Source organism: Amycolatopsis sp. TNS106, assembly GCF_019330265.1.
Taxonomy (GTDB): Bacteria; Actinomycetota; Actinomycetes; order Mycobacteriales; family Pseudonocardiaceae; genus Amycolatopsis; species Amycolatopsis lurida.
The window spans coordinates 4,285,417-4,307,220 of sequence record NZ_CP024972.1; the positions used below are offsets into that span (position 1 = coordinate 4,285,417).

Below are 21,804 nucleotides of genomic sequence, written 5' to 3' on the forward strand. Positions count from 1 at the left end.
TCAGCGCAGCAGGAGCTTGCCGAACCGCTTCGAGGACGCGTAGATCCCGACCGCCGCCAGCGCCACCAGGTACGCCACGTTGCCGGCCATGCCCCACGACAGGACGCCCGCCGAGAGGCCGCGCATCAGCTCGATGCCGTGGTACAGCGGGAAGACCTGCACGATCCACTGGATCCCCGCCGGGTACACCGACAGCGGGTAGAACGTCGTGGAGAACAGGAACAGCGGCATCAGCACGAGGTTGATGTAGTCGAATTGCGACACCGACCGCAGGAAGGTCACCAGCACGATGCCGATGGCCGAGAACGCCATCGCGATCAGCAGCGCCGCCGGGATCATCAGCAGGGCCCACCACGAGCCGGGCAGCCCCATCACGGTCATCACGCCGAGGAAGGTCGCCGAGTAGATCCCGCCGCGCAACACCGACCAGCCGACCTCGCCGAGCGCGATGTCCAGCGGCCCGATCGGGGTGGCGAGCATGGCGTCGTACAGCTTGGCGTACTTCAGCTTGAAGAACAGGTTGTACGTCGAGTCGAGGATCGCGCCGTTCATCGCCGACGCCGCGAGCAGGCCGGGCGCGACGAAGGCGACGTAGCTCATCGCCTGGCCGCCGGGACCGACGACCTCGCCGACGAGCTTGCCGAAGCCGAGCTGGAAGGCCATCAGGTAGAACAGCGGCTCGAAGACGCCGGACACGAACAGCATCCAGGCGTGCGAGTACGTCAGGAAGGTGCGCTCCAGCACCGCCGTCGACCGGCCGCTGTACAGCGCGGACGGCAGGATGCGCAGCAGCACCCCACGCCGGGGCGCTTCGGTGAGGACCGCCATTTCAGACCACCAGCCGTCGGTAGAAGTACTTGTGCGCCAGCGCCCAGCCCACCCCGGCCAGCACGACCAGGAAGGCGAGGTGGCCCAGCGTGGCGAGCGGGCCGACGGTGCCGAGGCTGACCGCCCTGGCCGCCTCGTTGCCGTGCCACAGCGGGGAGATCCAGGCGATCCACATCAGCGGGGCCGGCAGTTCGGTGATGGGGAAGAACGTGCCGGAGAACAACGTCATCGGGATCAGGACGAACCGGAACACCAGGCCGAACCGGGTGCCCTCGTCGTAGGTGGTCGCGGCCAGCGCCATCACCGGGGTGCCGCACGCGATCCCGGTGAGCGTCCCGATCAGGATGACGGCGAGCACGCCGAAGCTCGTCCAGGAGCCGAAGAGCGCCGCGATGACGGCGTAGATCACGCCCGCCAAAGTCAGCCGCAGGCTCACCCACATGATCTGGCTGCCGAGCACCTGCCCCGGCGTGATCGGGGTGGCGGTGACGGCGAGGTAGTCCTGCTGCCACTTGAACCCCGAAAGCACCGGGTAACTCGACTCCCCCACCGCCAGCTGCGCGGCGCCCGCCACGAGCAGCGCGGGGGCGACGTACTCCAGGTACGAGAACCCGCCCGTCGCCGCACCGGCCTGGACCTGTGAACCGAACCCGAGCCCCATCGCGGCCAGGAAGAGCACCGGTTGCAGGCCCGTCGAGTACAAAGTGGACACCCAGTACCGGCGGTACCACATCCAATGGCCCTCGACCCGCAGCCAGGCACCCGCCCAGCGCGAGACCACGCGGCCCGTCGACGCCTTCGTCTGCGCGGTGGTCATCAGTCCACCAGCGTCCGGCCGGTGAGGCGGAGGAAGACGTCCTCCAGCGAACTGCGGCGGACCAGGCTCGACAGGGGACGCAGTCCGCGCGCGTGCGCCTGTTCGAGGGTGGCTTCACCGGTCATCGTGTACAGCAGGACACGGTCCGGCAGCACCTCGACGCGTTCGGCGAGGCCTTCGATCCGCTTCGCGGCCGACTCCTGCTCTCCGTTCGGGAAGCGCAGCTCCACGACCTCGCGGGTGGAGTACCGGCTGATCAGGTCCGCGGGCGAGCCTTCGGCGGCGATCCGGCCGTTGTCCATCACGACCAGCCTGTCGCAGAGTTGTTCCGCCTCGTCCATGTAGTGCGTGGTGATGATGAGCGTGGTCCCGCCCGCCTTGAGCCGGAACAGCCTGTCCCACAACAGGTGTCGGGCCTGTGGGTCGAGGCCCGTGGTCGGCTCGTCGAGCAGGAGCAGCTCCGGGTCGTTGACCAGGGACCGCGCGATGGTCAGCCGCCGCTTCATCCCGCCGGAGAGCGAATCGACCTCCGCGTTCGCCCGGTCGGTGAGCTGGGCGAACTCCATCAGCTCCTCGGCCTTGCCGCGCACATGCGCCCGGGAAAGCCCGAAGTAGCGGCCGTAGATCTGCAGGTTCTGCCGGACGGTGAGCTCGGTGTCCAGGTTGTCCTGCTGCGGCACCACGCCGAGCCGGGCGCGGATCTTCGGCCCTTCGACGTCCGGATCCATGCCGAGGACCCGCAGGTCGCCGTCGGTGCGCGGGGAGACGCTCGCGATCATCCGCATGGTGGAGGACTTGCCCGCGCCGTTGGGCCCGAGGAAGCCGAACGCCTCCCCCGGGCGGACCTCGACGTCGATCCCGCGGACGGCCTCGAAATCGCCGAACCGCTTGACCAACGCCTTCGCCTGCACCATCGCCGGTTCGTGCTCTGAGTCACCCACGGTAGGCACCCTAGGACCTGCCACCGACAAAATTCGACCGGTTTATCCGGCCCCTTGTCGGCCGTTGCCCGCTCGTCGATACTCACCGTCCATGAGTCTCAAGCCCAGAATCGCCCTGTTGTCCGTTTTTGTCAGCGCCGGGCTCCTCGTGGCGCCTGCCGCCCAAGCGGCCGAGACCCGTGCGGCCACTGTGGACCCGCGGCCGTCCACCGCGAAGCTGGCCTTCGAACTGCACAAGCTGGCGGCGCTCAGCCACGGCAAGATCCGGGTGGACAGGATCGGCCGCAGCAACGAGGGCCGTCCGGTGTGGGCGGCCAGGGTCGGCCACGGCAAGACGCGGATCCAGTACGTCACCCAGCAGCACGGCGACGAGCCGCTCGGCACCCCCGCCGCGCTCGAATTCCTGCGCAAGGTCGGCGTCGGGCACAGCCCGTGGGCGCAGAAGCTGCTGGCGAAGGTGACCGTGGACATCGTCGTGCGCGCCAACCCCGACGGGCACGAGCGCGACTGGCGCTACAACTACGACCCGGACGCCACTCCCGAATACGGTGAGAAGGGCAAGGGGTACGACATCAACCGCTACCACGATCCGGCCGTGGCGCCGAAGGACAACCCGGCCACCGAAGCGGGCCTGATCCAGCGGCGGAACGCGTCGTTCAAGCCGGACATCATGGTCGACTACCACATGCAGGGCCGTTACCAGGACGCGAAGGGCAAGGAGATCACGGCTTCCACGATGTGGCCGACACATCCGGGCGTGAAACCGTCCGATGTGGACTTCGCGAAGCAGATCGCGGTCGTGGTGCAGCGGTCGATCGACGCCAACGGCGGCTATGTCTCGCAGTACCCCGGCGGTGCGTACCAGGGCATCGCGCGCAACGGTTACGGGCTCCTCGGCAACGGCAGCGTGCTGATCGAACTGAGCCTCATCCCGGAGCGGGAGCAGCAGCAGATCCAGGACGCGCTGGCCTCGATGCTCGCGATCGCGCAGTCCGCGGCCGACGGTTCGGTGCGGAAGGTGGACCCGGCCGACGCCGAGGCGATCCCGCCGCGGGGTCCGGCACTGCCGGGGACGGTCGAAGAGGCGCACGAAGCCGCCTGAGCCTCGTGAGTGGTGAGGACGGTTCTAACCGTCTGTCCTGTTTCAGGACTTCGTGAACAGATGTGTTTCAGGACTTCGTGAACGGTTTCTGGTTGGTGAGACGTTGGTAGCGTACTGAGCGGTTGAGTGTGAGCTGGTGGGTGACCGTGTCGCCGATCATGATGGTGATGCGGTCGCCTTGCCAGAACACGGTCGCGGTGTGGCCTGCCCAGCGTCGGCCGAGGACGATGGAGCAGCCGGAGAACGCGATGACGCCGGTGGCGGATATCGGCCGCTGGGTGGTGCCGCTGGGGGCTTGCCGGTTGGTGGATGGCGCGGTTTTGGGGCTGGCGTCGTAGCGTTGCTGCGGGGTCTGGCCGTCGAGGCTCTGGTGCCGTCGCTGGGTGTTGTAGGTGTGCCGGTATTGGTCGAGAAGGTGTTGCAGGGCAACGAGGTTCTCGGCTGGGGGTCGTGCGGCGAGCCACTTTTGCAGGGTTTGGTGGACGCGTTCGTTCTTCCCGCAGGTCTGCGGGTGATAGACCGAGGAGGCGATCGTGGTGACACCCTCTCCGGCGAGGTGGCGTTCCAGCTCGACCATGAGGCCACGGTGCTTGCCGGAGAAAGCCAAGCCGTTGTCGGAGAGCACTTTCACCGGTACTCCGTAGCCGGCGAAGGCCTGCTGCAACGCCGCCCAGGTGTCAGCACTGTTCTCGCTGGCCGCGGCGTAGGTGCCGACGTCGAGGCGGGAATGGTCGTCGAGGATCTGGATGATGCAGACCTTCTGCCCATCGGCCAGGTAGTACTCCATGCCATCGATCTGCCAGCACCCGTTGGGGTCGGCGTATTCGAACCGGCGCCTCGTGCGGGGCCTCTTTCGCGGCTCCGGGGTGATCTGGCCGCGATCACGCAGGATCCGGTAGATCGCCGACCGTGACGGCAACGGCTCGAACCCGGCGTCTTCCAGCCGCCAGTGGATCGAGATCGGCCCGTTGTCCCAGCCCTCGTCCTCGAGCTCTTTGCGGGCCCGCAGCACCGCCTCGGCCACTTCCGGCCCGAACGCGGTCGGATGGTGACGCGGAGCGGTGCTGCGGCGGATGAACCCATCCACGCCCTCGGCTTTGAACCGGGTCACATACTTGTGGAACACGCCCCGGGAGATGCCGCGGTCACGGCAGAACCCCGAAATGTTGATCTTCTCGCCCGCGGCGACCCGCGCAACCGCGGCGACGAACTCAGGATCCATCGAAAACCCTGTACTGCCCATCGCCGGATGATCACCACAAACACCCTGGTCATCACGCCGACAGGCCGGTCAGTGTTCACGATGTCCTGAAACATCAACTGTTCACGATGTCCTGAACTCAGACAGACGGTTCTAACCGTCCTCACCACTCACGAGGTCGTTCAGCGGACGGTGACCGACAGACTCCGCGTCACCCCGTTGACGGTGACCGAAAGGCTCGCCGTCCCGGGCCGCAGCGCGGTCAGCACCCCGGTCGCCGGGTCGAACGACGCGACGTCCCACGGCATCACAGGCCGGAAGCCGTCGGCGACATGCGTGCCCCAGCCGCCCTTCCAGTCCGCGCTGACCGGGTACGAAACCGGGACCTGACGCGCTCCCTGCGTCACCACGGCCCGGATGTCCGCCTTCTCCCCGCGTGCCAGTGACGAGGGCCCGGACAGCGTCAGCGTGTCGACGTTCGGCCGCGTCTCGAACCGCACCGGCTGCGCCTTGTCCCCCGGCTCGAACCGGACCATCGTCCAGCCGACGAATCCGCCCTCACCCGGCGCCGCGGCGGGCGACTTGCCGGAATTGCCGTTCACCAGATACGGAACGCCGTCGACCCGCGAGAGATCGAAAACGCCCGCGTGCGAAGCGATCGCGGCCACCTGTTTGCCGGATTCGCGTTCGAAGGCGGTCAGCCAGCCGGTCAGCATGGCGGCTTCCTTGCGGTCGGCCAGCTGCGAGTTCCCGGCGGGGCTCGGGTCCTTGACCGGATGGTGCATCGCGACGACCACGCCGCGGATCCACCTGTCCGCCTTCGCGCCGTCGAGCGCCTCGCGCAGCATCCGGATCTGGTCGAACCCGCCCGCGCGCAGCGAACCGCGCGAGGAATCCATCAGCACCAGCCGGATCCCGGCGACGTCGGCGACGCGATGGGTCGCCCCGAACGCCGCCTGGAACTCCGCGAGCCCGTGCCCGCCATCGGCCTCGTGGTTGCCCGGCACGTAGTACCACGGCGCCTTGCCGACCAGTTCCTCATCGATGATCGAGCGAGCCAGGACGAAATCGGCGGCCGTGCCGCGGTCGACGAAGTCGCCGTTGATCAGCACGAGATCCGGTTTCGCCGCCACCGCCTCGCGCAACGCGCGCCGGGCCTGGGCGACCAGCGGGCCGTCCGGCTGGTCGGCGGTGAACTGCGCGTCGCTGACCACGGCGATCCGCAGGCCGCCGGTCGCGGCGCCGTCGGTGATCAGCGCCGGGTCGCGCGGCGCCGGATCGGCGGGGACGGCGGCCGCGGGCGCGACCTCGAAGGTGAGGTCGTCGAAGACCAAACGTCCCTCGTACTGCTGAGCCGGGACGTTCTCGACGGCGTAGAACTTCGTCAGCCGCTGCCCGTCGGGAAGCCCGGCCGGGATGGCCGCACGCACGTAGCGCCAGCCCGTCCAGTCGACGCTCAGCGACAGATCCACGACGGACGGCACGTTGGCGGCGTCACGAAGTTCCGCCCGCAGCCAGGCGCCCTTCGCGTCACCGTTGACCCACAGGCCGACACGCTGGGTGCCGGGCGGCAGCGCGATCGGTGCCGCCGAGTTCACGTAGGCCGCACGCGTGGCGTTGGTCCCGTTCAGCCGGTAGTCCAGCGCCAGACCGCGTCCGCCGTCACGGCCGGGTGCCTCGGAAAGCGCGGCGCCGACGACGGCGGGGAAAACGCTGGCGGTCCAGCCCGCCGGGCCGTCCAGCGGTGCCGCCACGCGGGATTCCGTGCCGACGGAAGCCGCCAGATGCGTCACCTTCCCACCGGCGGTCGCGGTGATCGCCGAGGCGCCCGACGCCTTGAGCGCCGTGACCGCGAAGCCGTCGCCGGACGGTTCGATCTTCACCACCGCGGGGTCGTAATCGAGTTTGACGTCGTCGGGCTCGATCCACGTGCCGTAACCGTCGGCGTCGTAGCCGAACACCTTGAACGTGCTCTTCGCGTCTTCTCCGGACAACGCGACCTGTTCGGTGCTCGTGCCAAGGCGGACCGGTGAACCGAGGACGTTCAACGTGGCCTTGCCCAGGACTCCGCCGCGTTTCGCGTAGACGTCGACGTCCGCGGGCGCGTCCGGCCGGAGCCGGTCGGCGTGCGCGGTGAACACGCCGTCGGTCACGGTGCCACGCAACGGATTCGTACTGCGCCACTGGACGTGGGCGTCGACGGCGGCGCCGGTCTCGTCGTGGCCGCCGGCGGCGAGTTTCCGCGTCAGCCCGGAAAGCACGCGCGTCGCGTCGGCGGTGTCCTGCACGGGACGGGGCGCGAATCCGGTCAGGCGCCCGCTTCCCGGCGTGGTCGCGACGCCGATCCCGTTGGGCACCAGGCGTTCTCCGCCGTCCGACGGTGAGTTGCGGACCAGCGGCGCCTTCTCGCCCTCTTCGCGGGCGAGCATGGTCGACGAGCCGCCGCCGTCGAGGTTGAGGGCGTCGTCCGCGCCCAGCGACTTCATGTGCCGGGCGAGTTCCAGCTCCGTCATGCCGCGGCTGTCCGCCTGGCGGCCGTCGACCGTCGCCAGCCACATCTTCGTGCCGTCGGCCGAGAACCCGACCGCGGTCCGGGGGTGCATGGCGACGTTGTCGACCGGCTGGACCGCGCCGTCGCGCAGCAGGACCTTGTTGCCGCCGATCGAGACGGACAGCTTGCCCGCGTCGCTCTTCGGCGCGTACGTGACCCCCACGCGGTCGCCGGTCTTCAAGCCGGACAACGTGTCCACGCCGCCGTCACGGGCGAGCAGGATCGTCGCACCGGCCGCGATCGGGCCGTCCGCGGGCTGCGGCCGCACCTGCGTGACGACGCCGCCGGAGACCTCGACCTCGACGACGCGCTGGGCGCCCGCGACCGAGGTCCGCCGCGAGGACGCGCCCCACAACGGGGTGTAGACGCCGACCGCGTCACCGCTCAGCACGGGGCTGTTGAAGTTCGTCGCGGGCACGGCCCGGCCGTCGGGCAGGGTCACCGACGCGTCGAGGAACACCTCCGCGAGCCGTGCCTTGCCTTCTTCGGTGATCGAAGCGGTCAGGTTGTGGCCGCGCGCGGGCGCCGTCTGGAGTTTCCCGGCATCGATGCCGACGCCGATCGGCGCGCCGCTGGCGTTGATGTCGAAGAAGTCCCCGTTGACCCCGGCGACCGCACCGGACCTGGCGACCTGCTGCGAAAGCGGTGTCCGCGCGGAAACCGTGCCGGGGCTGAGGTACGTCGGTTTGAGGGTCTTGCTGGTGAGGTCGACGGCGAGGGTGTCGCCGCGGATCCAGCCCGCCGGGTCGTAGCGGTCGAACTCGGTGAGGCTCAGACCCGGTGCCACGCGCGAAGTCGCGCTGGTGGTGACGAGGCCGTCGTCGGGCGCGGCCACGGCGTACGCGGACGGACCCTCCTTCGCCGAGGACGCCGCGGGGGCGGCTTCGATGGGCGCCGGACCGAGCGGGGCGGCCAAGGGATCGGCGTGCGCCGGTACGGCGACGAACAATCCGGGCAGCAGGGCAGCGAGCAGCAACAGGCGTGAATTTCTCACGAAGTACCCCACGATCGAGTGATAGGCAGCTCAGCTCAGCACAGCGGACGCGAGCCGCCAGGAGAAGACCCCGGGGTGAACGTGAACCGAACGGCGTAGGGCGCCGAAGGTCAGGGCGTGAAAGGCCCGACGAGGAAGGTCTTCGCCGCCGCGGCGTCACCGGTGATTTCGAGGCTCGCACCGTCGAGTTCGATCCGTTGCCACAGCAGCAGATCCAGCGCTTCCGCAGTCCCTGCGACGACGGCACCCGCCGCTTCGGCGGGGTCGGCCTGCCGCGAGCCGGGAACGTCGGTTTCCCCCGGCGGTGTGATCAACCAGGCGTGTCCGGTGTCAGATGTCTTCAGCAGCACCGGAACGGTGACCGTCGGCGGGGTGTGCCAGCGCTTCACCTTCGGCAGCATGCCGAGGAGGACCTCGTCCACGCCGTCGGCGGCGAGGGACGGGTCCAGGGTGTATTCGGTCCCGGCCGCGCGGTGCGCGTCGAGCAGGTGCACCAGGGTCTCGTGGACCTGGCGGCGGAACCAGAAGGCCTTCGTCTTGTCGGCGGCGGTGAAGTTCCAGGCGCCGTCGTGCGGGGAAGCTTCGCGCAACGCCTCGATGAGTTCGTCCGCGCTTTCGCGGTACCAGGCGGCGAGGTCCGTCCCGGGTTCGGCTTCGAAGCTCTGCGGGGCGAGTTCGCCGGTGCGCACGATCCCGGCCGCCCAGCGGTGGACGTTGCCGAGGTGGACGACCAGATCACGCAGACGCCAGTCCCCGCAGCACGGCACGGGCGCGGCGTGGTCCCCGATGCTCGCGACCCGCGCGAAACCGGCGGTGAGCTCCCGCAGGCGCTCCAGGTACTCGTCCGGTGTCATCGTGGCTCCCCGGGTTCGTGGACGGCGCGGCGCTCCCGCGCCGTCCACGATTCTGTCAGACCTCGGGGAACCAGAGCTTGAGCTCGCGCTCGGCCGACTCCGGGGAGTCCGAACCGTGCACCAGGTTGTACTGGGTCTCCAGCGCGAAGTCGCCGCGCAGGGTGCCCGGGGTGGCCTTCTCGACCGGGTCGGTGCCGCCGGCGAGCTGACGGAAGGCGGCGATGGCGCGCGGGCCCTCGACGGCGATCGCGACCAGCGGGCCCGAGGTGATGAACTCGAGGAGGTCGCCGAAGAACGGGCGCTCCTTGTGCTCGGCGTAGTGCTCCTCGGCGACCGAGCGCTCGACGGTGCGCAGTTCGAGGGCGGCGAGCTTCAGGCCCTTGCGCTCGATGCGCGAGATGACCTCGCCGACGAGGCCGCGCGCGACGCCATCGGGCTTGACGAGGACCAGCGTGCGTTCAGTCACGGCGGTATTTCTCCTTGGGTGGGTTTCGTGCTATTCGCCCGGAGCCTACTGGGTGCTTCGGCGCTCACTTCACTTCGGACCAGGGAATGGCCTCGATGCGTTCGAGGTGCTCCTCGCCCCACTCCCCGAGCGCTGCCATCGCGGTGTTCAGGGAATCCCCGAACTCCGTCAGCGAATACTCCACCTTCGGCGGAACCTGGTGGTACACCTCGCGATGCAGCAGTCCGGTGGTCTCCATCTCGCGCAGTTGCAGGATCAGCACCCGCTCGCTGATGCCCGGCACCGCGCGCCGCAGCTCCCCGAAACGCAGCGGCCCGTCCTGGAGCGCGAACAGGATGAGCCCTTTCCATTTGCCGCCCATGACGGCGATCGCGGCGTCGAGGCCGCAGGTGAACGTGCGGTTCTTGGTCATCGCTCCACATACCTTTTTGTCGGTACCCGGCAAAATAGTAGGTACTTGATCTAATGTACGCGACCGCCCAGCATGGAGTCATCCCGAAGATTTCCGTTGACTGGAGCGAAAATGCCGAAGACGCCGGTGACCGTCGTGGGCCTCGGTTCGATGGGCTCGGCCCTGGCGAATGCCTTCCTCGCGGCCGGGCATCCGACCACCGTGTGGAACAGGACGGCCTCGAAGGCCGATCCGCTGGTGGCGCGCGGAGCGATCCTGGCCGCGTCGGCCGGAGACGCGGTCCGGGCGAGCCCCTTGACCATCGCCTGCCTGACGACCTACGAAGACACGCGCGCGGCCTTGGAGCCCGCATCCCTGACCGGACGCGCTTTGGTCACCCTGAACAGCGGCTCACCGGCGGGAGCGCGCCGGATGGCCGAATGGGCGAAGGAGCACGGCGCGCGATACCTCGACGGCGCGATCAAGAACGTGCCGTCGGCCGTGGGAGCACCGGACACGCTGCTGTACTACGGCGGCGACAAGGCCGTCTTCGACGAACACCTGGACACGTTGCGGGTACTGGGCGGTGACACCGTCCACCTCGGTGAGGACACCGACCTCGCGGCGCTGTACGAAACGGCCGTGGGCGGCACCCTGTTGCCCGCGCTGGTCGGGTTCTTCCAGGGTGCCGCCGCGCTGCGGTCGCGCGGGCTCGAAGCCGCCACGCTCCTGCCCTACGCCACCAAGTGGTTCGAGATGATCATCTCGGTGCTTCCGATGTACGCCAAGGAAATCGACAGTGGCGACTACTCGGATGCCGCGGCCTCGGTGGACATCTTCCACGCCGGCGCCGCCGCCGACCTCGAACTGGCCGAGGAAGGCGTCGACGTCGGCTGGCAGTCGCCGATGCACGACCTCGTGCGGCGGGCCGCCGAGGCCGGGCACGGGGACCAGAGCATCGCGGTCCTGACGGAACTGCTCAGCGTTGGGGCTGAAGGGTCTTCGACCACAGCGAAGCGCCCGTAGCGTCCCTCAGGTCGACCGTGAGCGCGCCGCTCCGCCCGTCGATGTTCACCTCGCCGAAGTGCTGGAAGCCGTCGGCGGGCGAGGTGTTCGCGGCGGGCGGGGCGTGCACGAACACCGCCTCCGGCCCGAAGGTCGGGTCGAGGGTGTTCGGGCCGAACGCGCCGGCGTTGAGCGGGCCGGAGACGAACTCCCAGAACGGGTCGAAATCGGTGAAGGAAGCGCGATCCGGCGAATAGTGGTGCGCCGCGGTGTAGTGCACGTCGGCGGTCAGCCAGACGACGTTGCGCACCCGGCGCCGGGAGATCTCCCGCAGCACCCAGGCGAGTTCGGTCTCGCGGCCGCCGGGCGCGCCGGGCAGGCCGTTGGCGACGCCCTCGATGGCCTTGCCGTCCGGGACGGTGAGACCGATCGGGAGGTCGGCCTGGATGATCTTCCAGGTGGCGGTGCTGCGGTCCAGCGCGTCGACGAGCCAGCGGGCCTGACGGTCGCCGAGGACGCGGCCCGGCTTGGTCTGGTCCGAGGTGTTGGCGTCCTTGTAGGTCCGCATGTCCAGCACGAAGACCTCGGCGCGCGAGCCGTGCCGGAAGTTGCGGTACACGCGGCCGTCGACGGCCTGGCGCCGGTCGATCGGGTGCCATTCGTGGAACGCCTGGAACGCCCGCGCGGCGAGCACGTCGACGCGCTTCTCCGTGTACTCGGGACGGTCGTTGAGGATCTCGCCCGGGTACCAGTTGTTCACGACTTCGTGGTCGTCCCACTGGACGTAGGCGGGCACGTTCGCGGTGAAGCGCTTGAGGTTCTCGTCGAGGAGGTTGTAGGCGAACTGGCCGCGGTACTCGTCGAGCGTCTCGGCGACCTTCGCCTTTTCGGGGGTGACGATGTTGCGCCACACGCGGCCGCCGGGCAGCGCGACGGTCTCGGTGAGCGGCCCGTCGGCGTAGACCGTGTCTCCACAGTGGAGGAACAGGTCGGGACGACGATCGGCCATCGCGCGGTAGATCGTCATGCCGCCGCGTTCGGGGTTGATGCCCCAGTTCTGTCCGGCGACGTCGCCGGACCACAGCAGCCGGACGTCCGACCGGCCGACCGGGGCGGTGGTGAAGCGGCCGGTGACGGCCTCGCTGCGAGCGCGGCCGTCGAGGTCTTCGGCGGTGACGCGGTAGTGGACCTCGGTCCCCGGCAGGAGGCCGGCGACGCGGACCTTGCCGGTGCCACCGGTCTCCGGGCTCATCACCGGGCCGCGCACGCGGCGCGCGTGACGGAACGACGGATCCCTGGAGACCTCCACGATCAGCCGCGAAGGCCGGTCGGCGCGCGACCAGACGATGCCGGAACCGATGGTGACGTCACCGGACTGGACACCGTGGGTGAGCACCGGGCGGTCGCGGCGGATGAGGGGCACGGGGTTCGCGGTCGCGGTTCCCGGGAGGAGCAGGCCGCCCGCGACCGCTCCGGTGCCGGCGAGACCGGCTTTGAGCAGCGTGCGGCGGTTGTGGTGGGTTGCGGTCATGGCGCGGTTCTATCCCGTGGTCACGGCCGGTGGGCCAACGGCGATTGACCTGGTGATGAACGAACGGACGGTAGCCGGCTCAACCGTTCGGTCGATGCCTCCCCGTGTCGGCGCCGGTACTTTCGATCACGGGGATTGGTCGATCCGGATGGGGGAACGATGCGAAGATTCCAGCGCGGTCTCGTGCTGCTCACGGCGGCTTTGGCGGTGTCGAGCCTGACGACGGGGGTCTCGTCCGCGGACGAGCTGGGCCGGTCGCGGGCGGTGATCAGGTACACCGAGTACGGCATCCCGCATATCGCGGCGAAGGATTTCGACGGGCTCGGTTACGGCTACGGGTTCGCCGCGGCCAAGGACAACATCTGCGAACTCGCGAACACCTATCTGACGGTGTCCGCGCGGCGGTCCGCGTATCTCGGCGCGGGCGGCCAGGGCAACCCGGCGATGAGCGAGGCGGAGAACAACCTCGACAGCGATCTGCACTTCCAGCGGATCAACGACTCGGGCGTGATCGAGCGGCTGCTCACCCGGCCCGCGCCGCACGGCCCGCGGACAGAGGTGCGGGAGCTGGCGGCCGGGTACGTCGCGGGATACAACGCGTACCTGAAACAGACCGGCGTCCAGCGCATCACCGATCCGGTCTGCCGCGGCGCGGACTGGGTCCGGCCGATCACCGAACTCGATTTCTACCGGCACTTCTACGCCGTCACGTCGGTCGCCGGGCAGGGCTTGCTCGCGGCCGACCTCGCCCGCACGCAGCCTCCGTCCACAAAGGACTCCCCGGCCGCAGGGCCGGAGTCGGCGCCGCGAATCGCCGATGGGCTCCGAAAGACCATGAAGACCGGCGAACTCGGCAGCAACGGCATCGCCGTCGGCGGAGACGGGACGAAGTCCGGCGGTGGCCTGCTGCTCGGCAACCCGCACTATCCGTGGCAGGGCGGGCGCCGGTTCTGGCAGTCGCAGCTGACCATTCCCGGCCGGTTCGACGTCGCGGGCGGGAGCCTGCTTGGGCTCCCGCTGCCGCAGATCGGCCACAACGCCGACGTCGCCTGGACGCATACGGTGTCGACGGCGATCACGTTCGGTCTCTTCGAAGTACCGCTGGCACCCGGCGACCCGACGACGTACCTGGTCGACGGGAAACCGGAGAAGATGACCGCGCAGGAGGTGAAGGTCGAGGTCCGCGAGCCGAGCGGGGAGCGGCGGCAGGTCGCCCGCACCTTCTACGGAACAAGGTACGGCCAGGTCCTCGGTTCGGCGTTCGGGGTGCCCACGCCGTGGACGACGAAGTCCGCGCACGCACTGCGGGACGGCAACGCCGGAAACCTGCGCGGCCTCAACACCTGGTTCGAACTGGCCGGAGCACGCGGCACCACGGACGTCGCCAACGCGCTCGCGCGCACCCAAGGCGTCCCGTGGGTCAACACCATCGCCACGGACCGGGCCGGAAACGCGCTCTACAGCGACATTCAGGTCGTCCCGCACGTCACCGACGAGCGGGCGGCAGACTGCGGTACCCCGCTGGGCCGGGCGCTCTTCCCCGGCACCGGACTCTCCATTTTGGACGGTTCGAAGTCGTCGTGCGCCTGGGGTTCCGACCCGGGTTCCCTGGAACCGGGCCTGTTCGCGCCGTCCCGGCTGCCGCTGCAGCAGCGACGTGACTACGAACTCAACGCCAACGACAGCGCCTGGCTCTCCAACGCCCGCGCACCGATCGCGCCACTCCCCCGGATCGTCGGCACGACCGGCACCCGGCGGTCGGACCGGACACGGGAAGCGTTGATCGCCACCGAAGAAGGCTTGGCCGTCAAGGGATTCACGCCGTCGTCGATGAAGGACATGCTGTACCGCGACCGAAGCCGCACAGCCGAACTCGCGGCCGCCGACACGGCGAAGATGTGCGCGGCCTTCCCTGGCGGGCAGGCTCCGTCCACGTCAGGCCCAGTGCCCGTTGGCAACGCCTGCGCGACACTGGCGTCCTGGGACCGCACGTTCCGGCTCGACAGCCGCGGCGCGCTCTTCTTCGAGCGGTTCGTGGACCGGATCGGCGGGCTGCGGGGCATCTGGCAGGTCCTGTTCGACCCGAATCGGCCGGTCACCACGCCGAACACCCTCGCGACCGGGAACCCCGACGTGCAGAAGGCCTTCGGTGACACGCTCGCGGAATTCCGTGCCAACGGCATCCCGGTCGACGGCAGGCTCGCCGATCACCAGACGGTGACCAGGGCCGGAAAACGGATCCCGATCCACGGCGGACCTGGCGACCTCGGCGTGCTGAACGTGATCACGGCACTGTGGGATCCGGCGAGGGGCAACCACGAGGTCGTCCACGGATCCAGCTACGTGCAGGTGGTCGGGTTCGACGGCAAGGCCTGCCCGGACGTCTCGACGATCATGACGTACTCGCAGTCGACCGACGTCACGTCACCCCATTTCGCCGACCAAACGCGGTTGTACTCGCGGGGCGGCTGGGTGCCGGGACGCTTCTGCGCCGCGGATATCGCGAGGTCACCGGAGCTACGCGTGGTGCGGCTGCGGTAAGCAAAACCTCGTGAGTGGTAAGGACGGTTAGAACCGTCTTTACCACTCACGAGGCCTACTGCTGGGGTTGCTGCTGCTGGCTCGGCAGCGTCCCGGCCGCCATCCGCCGCGCCACATCGCGGCGCAGCCACAGCAGCCACAGCCAGATCCCGAGGAAGATCACCCCGAGGATCGCCACGGCGGGCAGCGCGACGAAGAAGGCGATCAGCGCGACCTGCAGCACCAGCACCGCGGGCACCGCCCACGGCTTCTTCAGGAAACCGCAGAGCACGATCAGCGCGACCGCGATGACGATCACCGACCAGCCGGTGAGCGAGCCGACGCCGCCGCCGAGTTTCGCCACCACCGGCAGCGCGAGCGCGACGGTGATGCCCTCCATGATCAGGGAGCCGGCCATCACCCCGCGGAAGGACTTCATCGGGTCCTTGGCCGGCGGCTTCGGGGTTTCGTCGGTCACGCCGGCTCCTTACCGAACAGGGTCCTGGCCTCACCCGCGGTGACGACCGAGCCGGTGACCAGCACGCCGCCGCCCGCCAGGGGCTCTTCGGGGTCGTCGCTCTGCTCGACGAGGCCGATGGCCGTCTCGATCGCGGCGTCCAGGCTGGGCTCGGCCACGACACGGTCTTCACCGAAGATGGAGATGGCGATGTCGTTGAGCTCGTCGAGCGGCATCGCGCGCGGGGACGAGTTCTTGGTGACGACGATCTCGGAGACGACCGGTTCGAGAGCGTCCAGGATGCCGCGAGCGTCCTTCTCCGCCATCACGCCGACCACGGCGGCGAGACGACGGAAGGCGAACTCTTCGGAGACGGTGGTCGCGAGCGCCTTGGCGCCGTGCGGGTTGTGGGCGGCGTCGAGCAGCACCGTCGGTGCGGCGCGGACGCGCTCCAGCCTACCGGGGGTCTCGACCTCGGCGAAAGCCTCGCGGACGGCTTCGATGACCAGTTGCTTGTCCTTGCCCGCACCGAAGAACGCTTCGACGGCGGCCAGCGCGAGCGCGGCGTTGGCCGCCTGGTGCGCGCCGTGCAGCGGCAGGAAGACCTCGTCGTAGACCCCGCCGAGGCCCTGCAGTTTCAGCATCTGCCCGCCGACGGCGATCTCGCGTTCCAGCACACCGAACTCGCTGCCCGCGCGGGCGACGCTCGCGTCCACCTCGACGGCGCGTTCCAGCAGGATCTTCTGCACTTCGGGGTCCTGCTCGGCGATGACCGCGACGCTGCCGGGCTTGATGATCCCGGCCTTCTCCACCGCGGCTTTGGCCGGTGACCCGCCGAAGTACTCGACGTGGTCGACACCGATCGGGGTGATGACGGCGACGTCGCCGTCCACGACGTTGGTGGCGTCCCAGGAGCCGCCGAGCCCGGTTTCGACGACCGCGGCCTCGACGGGCGCGTCGGCGAAGGCCGCGAACGCCATGCCGGTGAGCACCTCGAACTTGCTCATCGCCACCGCGTCGGGCCCGCCCGCGTTGTCCACCATGGTCACGTACGGCGCGACGTCGCGATACAGATCGACGTACGCGGCGGCGGAGATGGGGGCGCCGTCGAGGGCGATCCGCTCGGTGACCAGTTGCAGGTGCGGGCTCGTGTACCGGCCGACGCGCAGGCCCATCCGGGTCAGCAGCGCGTCGATCATCCGGACGGTCGAGCCCTTGCCGTTGGTCCCGGCGACGTGCAGTACCGGGTAGCCGCGGTGCGGTTCACCCATGAGATTGACCAGGGCCGCGATCCGGGCGAGGGACGGTTCGATCTTGGTCTCGGGCCAGCGCTGGTTCAGCTCGGCCTCGACGGCGAGCAGTTCACGGCGCGCCTGCTGCCCGTTGGGGTCGGCCGGGGCGAACTCGTCACCCTGGTCGTCCAGTTCGTGCAGTTCCACGTCCTCCGGGGCGACGAGGTCCGGCACCGGGCCGAGCGCGAGGTTGTCCCCCAGCTGCCCGATTCCGCCGATCCCGCCGCCGGCACCGCCGCCCGCCTGGTACGCGGCGTCGGGTGCGTCCAGATCCGGGTCGGTGTCGTCGGACGGATCGTGGGCGCGTGCCCCCAATTCGTCGACACCGGCGAAACTGTCCAGATCTGCCAGGTCCGGGGATTCCCTGAAATCTTCGGAATCCCGGCCGTCACCTCGCGGCACGAACTCTCCTCTTACCCTTGCTACCTGTCGGACCGAGTCTACGTGCGGCTTTTCCTGGCACTCTCGACGCATGGGGTTCAACCACAACGACCACTACCACCCGCTGCTGCTCGACCAGCTGCCTCCCGGCCCCGGCGTGGCGCTGGACGTGGGCTGCGGCGGCGGACGGTTCGCGCGGCGGCTCGCGGCGACCGGGATGCACGTCGAGGCGATCGACCGGTCCGGCCCGATGATCGAGCTCGCCGGTGCCGCCGGTTCGCCGGGGCCCGGCACGATCTCGTACCGGCAGGCCGACGTCGTCACCGAAAAGCTGCCGGAGGAGGCGTACGACTTCATCTCCTGCCTCGCGTCGCTCCACCATGTGCCGTTCGACACGGTCACGAAGCTGCGTGACGCGCTGGTCCCGGGCGGTGTGCTGGCCGTGCTCGGCCTCGGCAGGCCCAGCACGTTCGCCGACTACGCGCGGGCCCTCGTGGCCTCACCGGTCAACGCCGTGGCCAGAGTGGTCGTGTACGCGGGCGACCGGCTCAACGGCGGGGCCGATCCGCTGCCGACGGCGCCGATCGTGGAGACCTACCCGCCGATGAACCGGATCCGGCGCGACGCGGCCAGGCTGTTGCCGGGGAGCAAGGTCCGGAACCTGCTCTTCTACCGTTATCTCCTCGTCTACCGGAGGCCGGAAGACGATCACCCGATGTGACACCCCAAGCGGGTGAAACCGGCGCTCGACCACCCGATCGGCGGCGCCGACGGGAGCGGATCCGGTTCATTTTTGAGAGGCCATCCAGTCCGGAGATCGGGGTCCTCATGCGCTACAGACGCGTCCTGTTCGCGGCCGTCTCGACCGTCGTCCTGCTGATCGCCTCCGCCACGGCGGCCACCGCCGCCACGCGGTCCTACCGGAATTACGTGGCGCTGGGTGATTCCTACACGTCCGGGCCGCTCATCCCGCTCCCCCGCCTCGACCCCCTCTTCTGCGGCAAATCGACGCAGAACTATCCGTCGATCCTCGCCTCGGCGCTGCGGGTCCGTTCCTTCACCGATATCAGCTGCGGCGGCGCCGACACCACCAACATGACGCAGCGGCAGAACGTGACGCTCGGCAGCAACCCGCCCCAGTTCAGCGCCCTGCGCGCGAACACCGACCTGGTCACGGTCGGGATCGGCGGCAACGACTACGGCGTCTTCGGCACGCTCGTCGGCACCTGCCCGTCACTGCGCGCGAGCGATCCCACGGGGAATCCGTGCCAGGACCGGTTCACCGTCGGCGGTGTCGACACCATCAAGGCCAAGATCGCCGACACCGGCAAGAACGTCGAGAAGGTGCTGGCCGGGATCCACGCCCGCTCGCCGCGCGCCGACGTGCTCGTCGTCGGCTACCCGCGGATCGCGCCGGAACGCGGCTACTGCCCGAAGATCCTGCCCTTCGCGGAGGGCGACTACGCCTGGCTCAACGACGTCGAGAAGGCGTTGAACTCGGCCATCGAGAAGGCCGTCGCAGCCGACGGCAAGGCGACCTTCGTGGATACCTTCGGTCCGTCGGCCGGGCATGACGCCTGCGCGAAGAACGGTGCCGCGTGGATCAACGGGCAGCACACGAAACTGCTCGCCGCAGCGGCGTACCACCCCTACCGCACCGGGATGGTCGGGGTGGCCGGAGTGGTCCTCCGTCACCTCCGCTGAAACCCTCGTGAGTGGTAAGGACGGTTCTAACCGTCCTTACCACTCACGAGGTCAGGAGGCGGGAAGCGTCGCCAGCCGGGCGTTGATCCGCTCGATGTCGGCCACCGCGGTCTCCTTGCGGGCCCGGATCTTGCCGATCACCGGCTCCGGCGCCTTGTCGATGAAGGCCTGGTTGCCGAGCTTGGCCTCGGCCTGCGCCAGTTCCTTCTCCGCCGCGCCGAGGTCCTTCTGCAGGCGCTTGCGCTCCGCGGCGACGTCGATCGTGCCGGACAGGTCCAGCTCGACGGTCACCACACCGGCCGACAGGCCGACCTCGAGCGACGCGCTCGGCGCGAAGCCCTCTTCGGGCTGGGTGAGCCGGACCAGCGCGCGGATCGGCTCGTCGTGCCCGGTGATCTCGGCGAATCCGTCGCCGGACAGCCGCGCGGCCACCTTCTGGCTGGGCTTGAGGCCCTGATCCGCGCGGAAGCGGCGGACCTCGGTCACCAGCTTCTGCACGTCCGCGATCCGCTTGTCCGCCACGGCGTCGGCGTACGAGGCGTCGGCCACCGGCCACGGGGCGACGACCAGCGACTCGCGGCCGGTCAGCGCCGTCCACAGCTTCTCGGTGATGAACGGGATGAACGGGTGCAGCAGCTTCAGCACCGTATCGAACACGTGCCCCAGCACCGCGCGCGTCGCCGTCACGCGGGCTTCGTCGCCCTGGAAGACCTGGACCTTCGACAGCTCGAGGTACCAGTCGCACAGCTCCGTCCAGGTGAACTGGTAGAGCGTGTCGGTGGCCTTCGCGAACTGGTAGTCCGCCAGGTAGCCGGTGACCTCGCCGACGACGTTGCCGAGCCTGCCGAGGATCCAGCGGTCGGCCTCGGTGAGTTCGGCGGCCGGGGGCAACGGGGCGTTCGCGTCCGCCCCGTTCATCATCGCGAACTTGGTGGCGTTCCAGAGCTTCGTGGTGAAGTTCCGGGAGCCCGCGACCCACTCCTCGCCGATCGGCACGTCCGTGCCCGGGTTGGCGCCCCGCGTGAGGGTGAACCGCAGCGCGTCGGTGCCGTACTTGTCCATCCATTCGATGGGGTCGACGCCGTTGCCCGCGGTCTTCGACATCTTCTTGCCGAACTGGTCGCGGACCATGCCGTGCAGCGCGATGGTCTTGAACGGCGCCTCGCCGGTGGCGTAGAGGCCGAACATCATCATCCGGACGACCCAGAAGAACAGGATGTCGTAGCCGGTGACCAGCACCGACGTCGGATAGAACTTGTTCAGGTCCGGGGTCTTCTCCGGCCAGCCGAGGGTGGAGAACGGCCACAGGCCCGACGAGAACCAGGTGTCGAGGACGTCCGGGTCCTGGGTCCAGCCCTCACCCGAAGGCGGCTCCTCGTCCGGTCCGACGCAGACGACCTCGTCGTTCGGGCCGTACCAGACCGGGATGCGGTGGCCCCACCACAGCTGGCGCGAGATGCACCAGTCGTGCAGGTTGTCGACCCAGTCGAAGTAGCGCTTCTCCATCTCCGGCGGGTGGACGTTCACCCGGCCGTCGCGCACCGCGTCGCCGGCGGCCTTCGCGAGCGGGCCGACCTTGACGAACCACTGCAGCGAAAGCCGCGGCTCGATCGGCTCCTTGGACCGCTCGGAGTGCCCGACGCTGTGCAGGTACGGACGCTTCTCCGCGACGATGCGGCCCTGCTCGCGCAGCTTTTCCCGCACCGCGACACGGGCCTCGAAGCGGTCCATGCCGTCGAACTCGGTGCCGGTGCCGTCGATGCGGCCCTGCTCGTCCATGATCGTGATCATCGGCAGGTCGTGCCGCTGGCCGATCTCGAAGTCGTTCGGGTCGTGCGCGGGGGTCACCTTGACCGCACCGGTGCCGAACTCGGGGTCGACGTGCTTGTCCGCGACGATCGGGATCTTGCGGCCGGTCAGCGGAAGCTCGACCTCGGTGCCGATGAGGTGCGTGTAGCGCTCGTCGTCCGGGTGGACCGCGACGGCGGTGTCGCCGAGCATCGTCTCCATCCGGGTGGTGGCCACGACGATCGCGTTCTCACCGTCGCCGTAGCGCATCGAGACGAGTTCGCCCTCGACCTCTTCGTGCTTCACCTCGGCGTCGGACAGCACCGACCGCAGCTCCGGCGACCAGTTGACCAGCCGCTCGGCACGGTAGATCAGGCCGTCGTCGTAGAGCTTCTTGAAGATCGTGTTGACGGCCTTGGACAGGCCGTCGTCCATGGTGAACCGCTCACGGGTCCAGTCCACGCCCTCGCCGAGGCGCTTCATCTGGGCGAGGATCTTGCCGCCGTGCTCGTTCTTCCACTGCCAGACGCGCTCCACGAAGGCCTCGCGGCCGAGCTCGCGGCGGCTGGTGCCCTCGGCGCGGAGCTGCTTCTCGACCAGCGCGTGGACCGCGATGCTCGCGTGGTCCATGCCCGGCAGGTACAGCGTCTCGTCGCCGAGCATGCGGTGGTAGCGGGTGATGGCGTCGATCAGGGTGTGCTCGAACGCGTGCCCGATGTGCAGCGAACCGGTCACGTTCGGGGGCGGGATGACTACCGTGAACGGCGGCTTGTCCGACGTGGGGTCGGCCGTGAAGTAGCCGGCGTCTACCCAACGCTGGTAGAGCGAGGCTTCTTCGTCGGCCGGGTTCCAGGTACCCGGAAGGTCGGTCTGCTGCTGCTGGGCGTTCTCGGTCACAGTTGACAAGTCTACGAACCCCCTCTGCCGAGTTCCTCACCGGCCGTAACGCCGCGGCGGTCCGGGTAAGGTGGCCGGTGGAAT

At 69.2% G+C, this 21,804-nt stretch carries 17 protein-coding genes; 5 read left to right on the top strand and 12 right to left on the bottom strand.

Annotated features, from left to right (window positions below):
• Genes CVV72_RS19250 through CVV72_RS19260 form a run of 3 tightly spaced genes read right to left on the bottom strand, consistent with a single transcriptional unit; the run spans position 1 to position 2,559 of the window.
• The gene (locus tag CVV72_RS19250) at positions 1-828 is read right to left on the bottom strand and encodes an ABC transporter permease (protein WP_192745844.1); all 828 of its coding nucleotides are present in this window, start codon (positions 826-828) and stop codon (positions 1-3) included.
• A 1-nt stretch (position 829) separates the two neighbouring features.
• Positions 830-1,645 (bottom strand): ABC transporter permease, encoded by an 816-nt coding sequence (locus CVV72_RS19255; protein WP_219153656.1) that lies wholly within the window; start codon positions 1,643-1,645, stop codon positions 830-832.
• Positions 1,645-2,559 carry an ABC transporter ATP-binding protein gene (locus tag CVV72_RS19260; protein ID WP_219154020.1) on the bottom strand — a complete coding sequence of 305 codons (915 nt, stop codon included), beginning with the start codon at positions 2,557-2,559 and terminating at the stop codon, positions 1,645-1,647. The genes CVV72_RS19255 and CVV72_RS19260 overlap by 1 nt, the downstream gene beginning before the upstream one ends.
• A 118-nt stretch (positions 2,560-2,677) precedes the next feature.
• Here CVV72_RS19260 and CVV72_RS19265 point away from each other — a divergent pair, with 118 nt between their 5' ends.
• Positions 2,678-3,688 (top strand): M14 family zinc carboxypeptidase, encoded by a 1,011-nt coding sequence (locus tag CVV72_RS19265; RefSeq protein ID WP_219153657.1) that lies wholly within the window; start codon positions 2,678-2,680, stop codon positions 3,686-3,688.
• 67 nt (positions 3,689-3,755) lie between these two features.
• On the opposite strand, the gene CVV72_RS19270 is transcribed toward CVV72_RS19265, so the two are convergent.
• The 5 genes from CVV72_RS19270 to CVV72_RS19290 all read right to left on the bottom strand — a co-directional run bounded on the left by CVV72_RS19270 (position 3,756) and on the right by CVV72_RS19290 (position 10,166).
• The gene (locus CVV72_RS19270) at positions 3,756-4,910 is read right to left on the bottom strand and encodes an IS481 family transposase (RefSeq protein WP_219145817.1); all 1,155 of its coding nucleotides are present in this window, start codon (positions 4,908-4,910) and stop codon (positions 3,756-3,758) included.
• Between the two features lie 161 nt (positions 4,911-5,071).
• Positions 5,072-8,416: a phosphodiester glycosidase family protein gene (locus CVV72_RS19275; RefSeq protein ID WP_219154021.1), complete on the bottom strand. Its 3,345-nt coding sequence runs from the start codon at positions 8,414-8,416 to the stop codon at positions 5,072-5,074.
• Between the two features lie 128 nt (positions 8,417-8,544).
• A complete protein-coding gene (locus tag CVV72_RS19280; RefSeq protein ID WP_219153658.1) occupies positions 8,545-9,288 on the bottom strand; it encodes a maleylpyruvate isomerase family mycothiol-dependent enzyme in 744 nt (247 codons plus the stop codon).
• A gap of 55 nt (positions 9,289-9,343) precedes the next feature.
• Complete coding sequence (gene ndk / locus CVV72_RS19285; RefSeq protein ID WP_037310703.1) at positions 9,344-9,754, bottom strand: nucleoside-diphosphate kinase; 411 nt, start codon at positions 9,752-9,754, stop codon at positions 9,344-9,346.
• Between the two features lie 64 nt (positions 9,755-9,818).
• Complete coding sequence (locus CVV72_RS19290) at positions 9,819-10,166, bottom strand: helix-turn-helix domain-containing protein (RefSeq protein WP_192745848.1); 348 nt, start codon at positions 10,164-10,166, stop codon at positions 9,819-9,821.
• 111 nt (positions 10,167-10,277) lie between these two features.
• Here CVV72_RS19290 and CVV72_RS19295 point away from each other — a divergent pair, with 111 nt between their 5' ends.
• Entirely contained in the window at positions 10,278-11,171 is an 894-nt protein-coding gene (locus tag CVV72_RS19295; protein WP_219153659.1) for an NAD(P)-dependent oxidoreductase, read from the top strand.
• Here CVV72_RS19295 and CVV72_RS19300 read toward each other — a convergent pair.
• Positions 11,125-12,681, bottom strand: coding sequence for an alkaline phosphatase (locus CVV72_RS19300; protein WP_219153660.1), 1,557 nt, complete (start codon positions 12,679-12,681; stop codon positions 11,125-11,127). The two genes, CVV72_RS19295 and CVV72_RS19300, sit on opposite strands and share 47 nt — an antisense overlap.
• A 159-nt stretch (positions 12,682-12,840) precedes the next feature.
• On the opposite strand from CVV72_RS19300, the gene CVV72_RS19305 reads away from it, so the two are divergent.
• Positions 12,841-15,222 carry a penicillin acylase family protein gene (locus CVV72_RS19305; protein ID WP_219153661.1) on the top strand — a complete coding sequence of 794 codons (2,382 nt, stop codon included), beginning with the start codon at positions 12,841-12,843 and terminating at the stop codon, positions 15,220-15,222.
• A 55-nt stretch (positions 15,223-15,277) separates the two neighbouring features.
• Here CVV72_RS19305 and CVV72_RS19310 read toward each other — a convergent pair whose 3' ends face one another.
• Both CVV72_RS19310 and CVV72_RS19315 read right to left on the bottom strand, forming a co-directional pair.
• Positions 15,278-15,679: a DUF4233 domain-containing protein gene (locus tag CVV72_RS19310; protein ID WP_037310709.1), complete on the bottom strand. Its 402-nt coding sequence runs from the start codon at positions 15,677-15,679 to the stop codon at positions 15,278-15,280.
• Positions 15,676-17,352, bottom strand: coding sequence for a folylpolyglutamate synthase/dihydrofolate synthase family protein (locus CVV72_RS19315; RefSeq protein WP_219153662.1), 1,677 nt, complete (start codon positions 17,350-17,352; stop codon positions 15,676-15,678). Before CVV72_RS19315 ends, CVV72_RS19310 begins: the two co-directional genes overlap by 4 nt.
• Positions 17,353-17,422: 70 nt before the next feature.
• Between CVV72_RS19315 and CVV72_RS19320 the strand changes: the two genes are divergently transcribed.
• Together CVV72_RS19320 and CVV72_RS19325 are read left to right on the top strand one after the other, a co-directional pair.
• Positions 17,423-18,052, top strand: a complete 630-nt coding sequence (locus CVV72_RS19320) for a bifunctional 2-polyprenyl-6-hydroxyphenol methylase/3-demethylubiquinol 3-O-methyltransferase UbiG (protein ID WP_219153663.1) — start codon at positions 17,423-17,425, stop codon at positions 18,050-18,052.
• A 107-nt stretch (positions 18,053-18,159) separates the two neighbouring features.
• A complete protein-coding gene (locus CVV72_RS19325) occupies positions 18,160-19,035 on the top strand; it encodes an SGNH/GDSL hydrolase family protein (RefSeq protein ID WP_219153664.1) in 876 nt (291 codons plus the stop codon).
• 51 nt (positions 19,036-19,086) lie between these two features.
• Here CVV72_RS19325 and CVV72_RS19330 read toward each other — a convergent pair whose 3' ends face one another.
• Positions 19,087-21,720 (bottom strand): valine--tRNA ligase, encoded by a 2,634-nt coding sequence (locus CVV72_RS19330; RefSeq protein WP_219153665.1) that lies wholly within the window; start codon positions 21,718-21,720, stop codon positions 19,087-19,089.
• Positions 21,721-21,804 lie beyond the last annotated feature (84 nt).

What these genes read in the sequence shown, in the direction of transcription:
- CVV72_RS19280 (WP_219153658.1), bottom strand. Translation starts at nt 9,288, where the DNA reads ATGACACCGGACGAGTACCTGGAGCGCCTGCGGGAGCTCACCGCCGGT.
- CVV72_RS19265 (WP_219153657.1), top strand. Translation starts at nt 2,678, where the DNA reads ATGAGTCTCAAGCCCAGAATCGCCCTGTTGTCCGTTTTTGTCAGCGCC.
- CVV72_RS19255 (WP_219153656.1), bottom strand. Translation starts at nt 1,645, where the DNA reads ATGACCACCGCGCAGACGAAGGCGTCGACGGGCCGCGTGGTCTCGCGC.
- CVV72_RS19290 (WP_192745848.1), bottom strand. Translation starts at nt 10,166, where the DNA reads ATGACCAAGAACCGCACGTTCACCTGCGGCCTCGACGCCGCGATCGCC.
- CVV72_RS19295 (WP_219153659.1), top strand. Translation starts at nt 10,278, where the DNA reads ATGCCGAAGACGCCGGTGACCGTCGTGGGCCTCGGTTCGATGGGCTCG.
- CVV72_RS19305 (WP_219153661.1), top strand. Translation starts at nt 12,841, where the DNA reads ATGCGAAGATTCCAGCGCGGTCTCGTGCTGCTCACGGCGGCTTTGGCG.
- CVV72_RS19320 (WP_219153663.1), top strand. Translation starts at nt 17,423, where the DNA reads ATGGGGTTCAACCACAACGACCACTACCACCCGCTGCTGCTCGACCAG.
- CVV72_RS19250 (WP_192745844.1), bottom strand. Translation starts at nt 828, where the DNA reads ATGGCGGTCCTCACCGAAGCGCCCCGGCGTGGGGTGCTGCTGCGCATC.
- CVV72_RS19300 (WP_219153660.1), bottom strand. Translation starts at nt 12,681, where the DNA reads ATGACCGCAACCCACCACAACCGCCGCACGCTGCTCAAAGCCGGTCTC.
- CVV72_RS19270 (WP_219145817.1), bottom strand. Translation starts at nt 4,910, where the DNA reads ATGGATCCTGAGTTCGTCGCCGCGGTTGCGCGGGTCGCCGCGGGCGAG.
- CVV72_RS19325 (WP_219153664.1), top strand. Translation starts at nt 18,160, where the DNA reads ATGCGCTACAGACGCGTCCTGTTCGCGGCCGTCTCGACCGTCGTCCTG.
- CVV72_RS19260 (WP_219154020.1), bottom strand. Translation starts at nt 2,559, where the DNA reads ATGGTGCAGGCGAAGGCGTTGGTCAAGCGGTTCGGCGATTTCGAGGCC.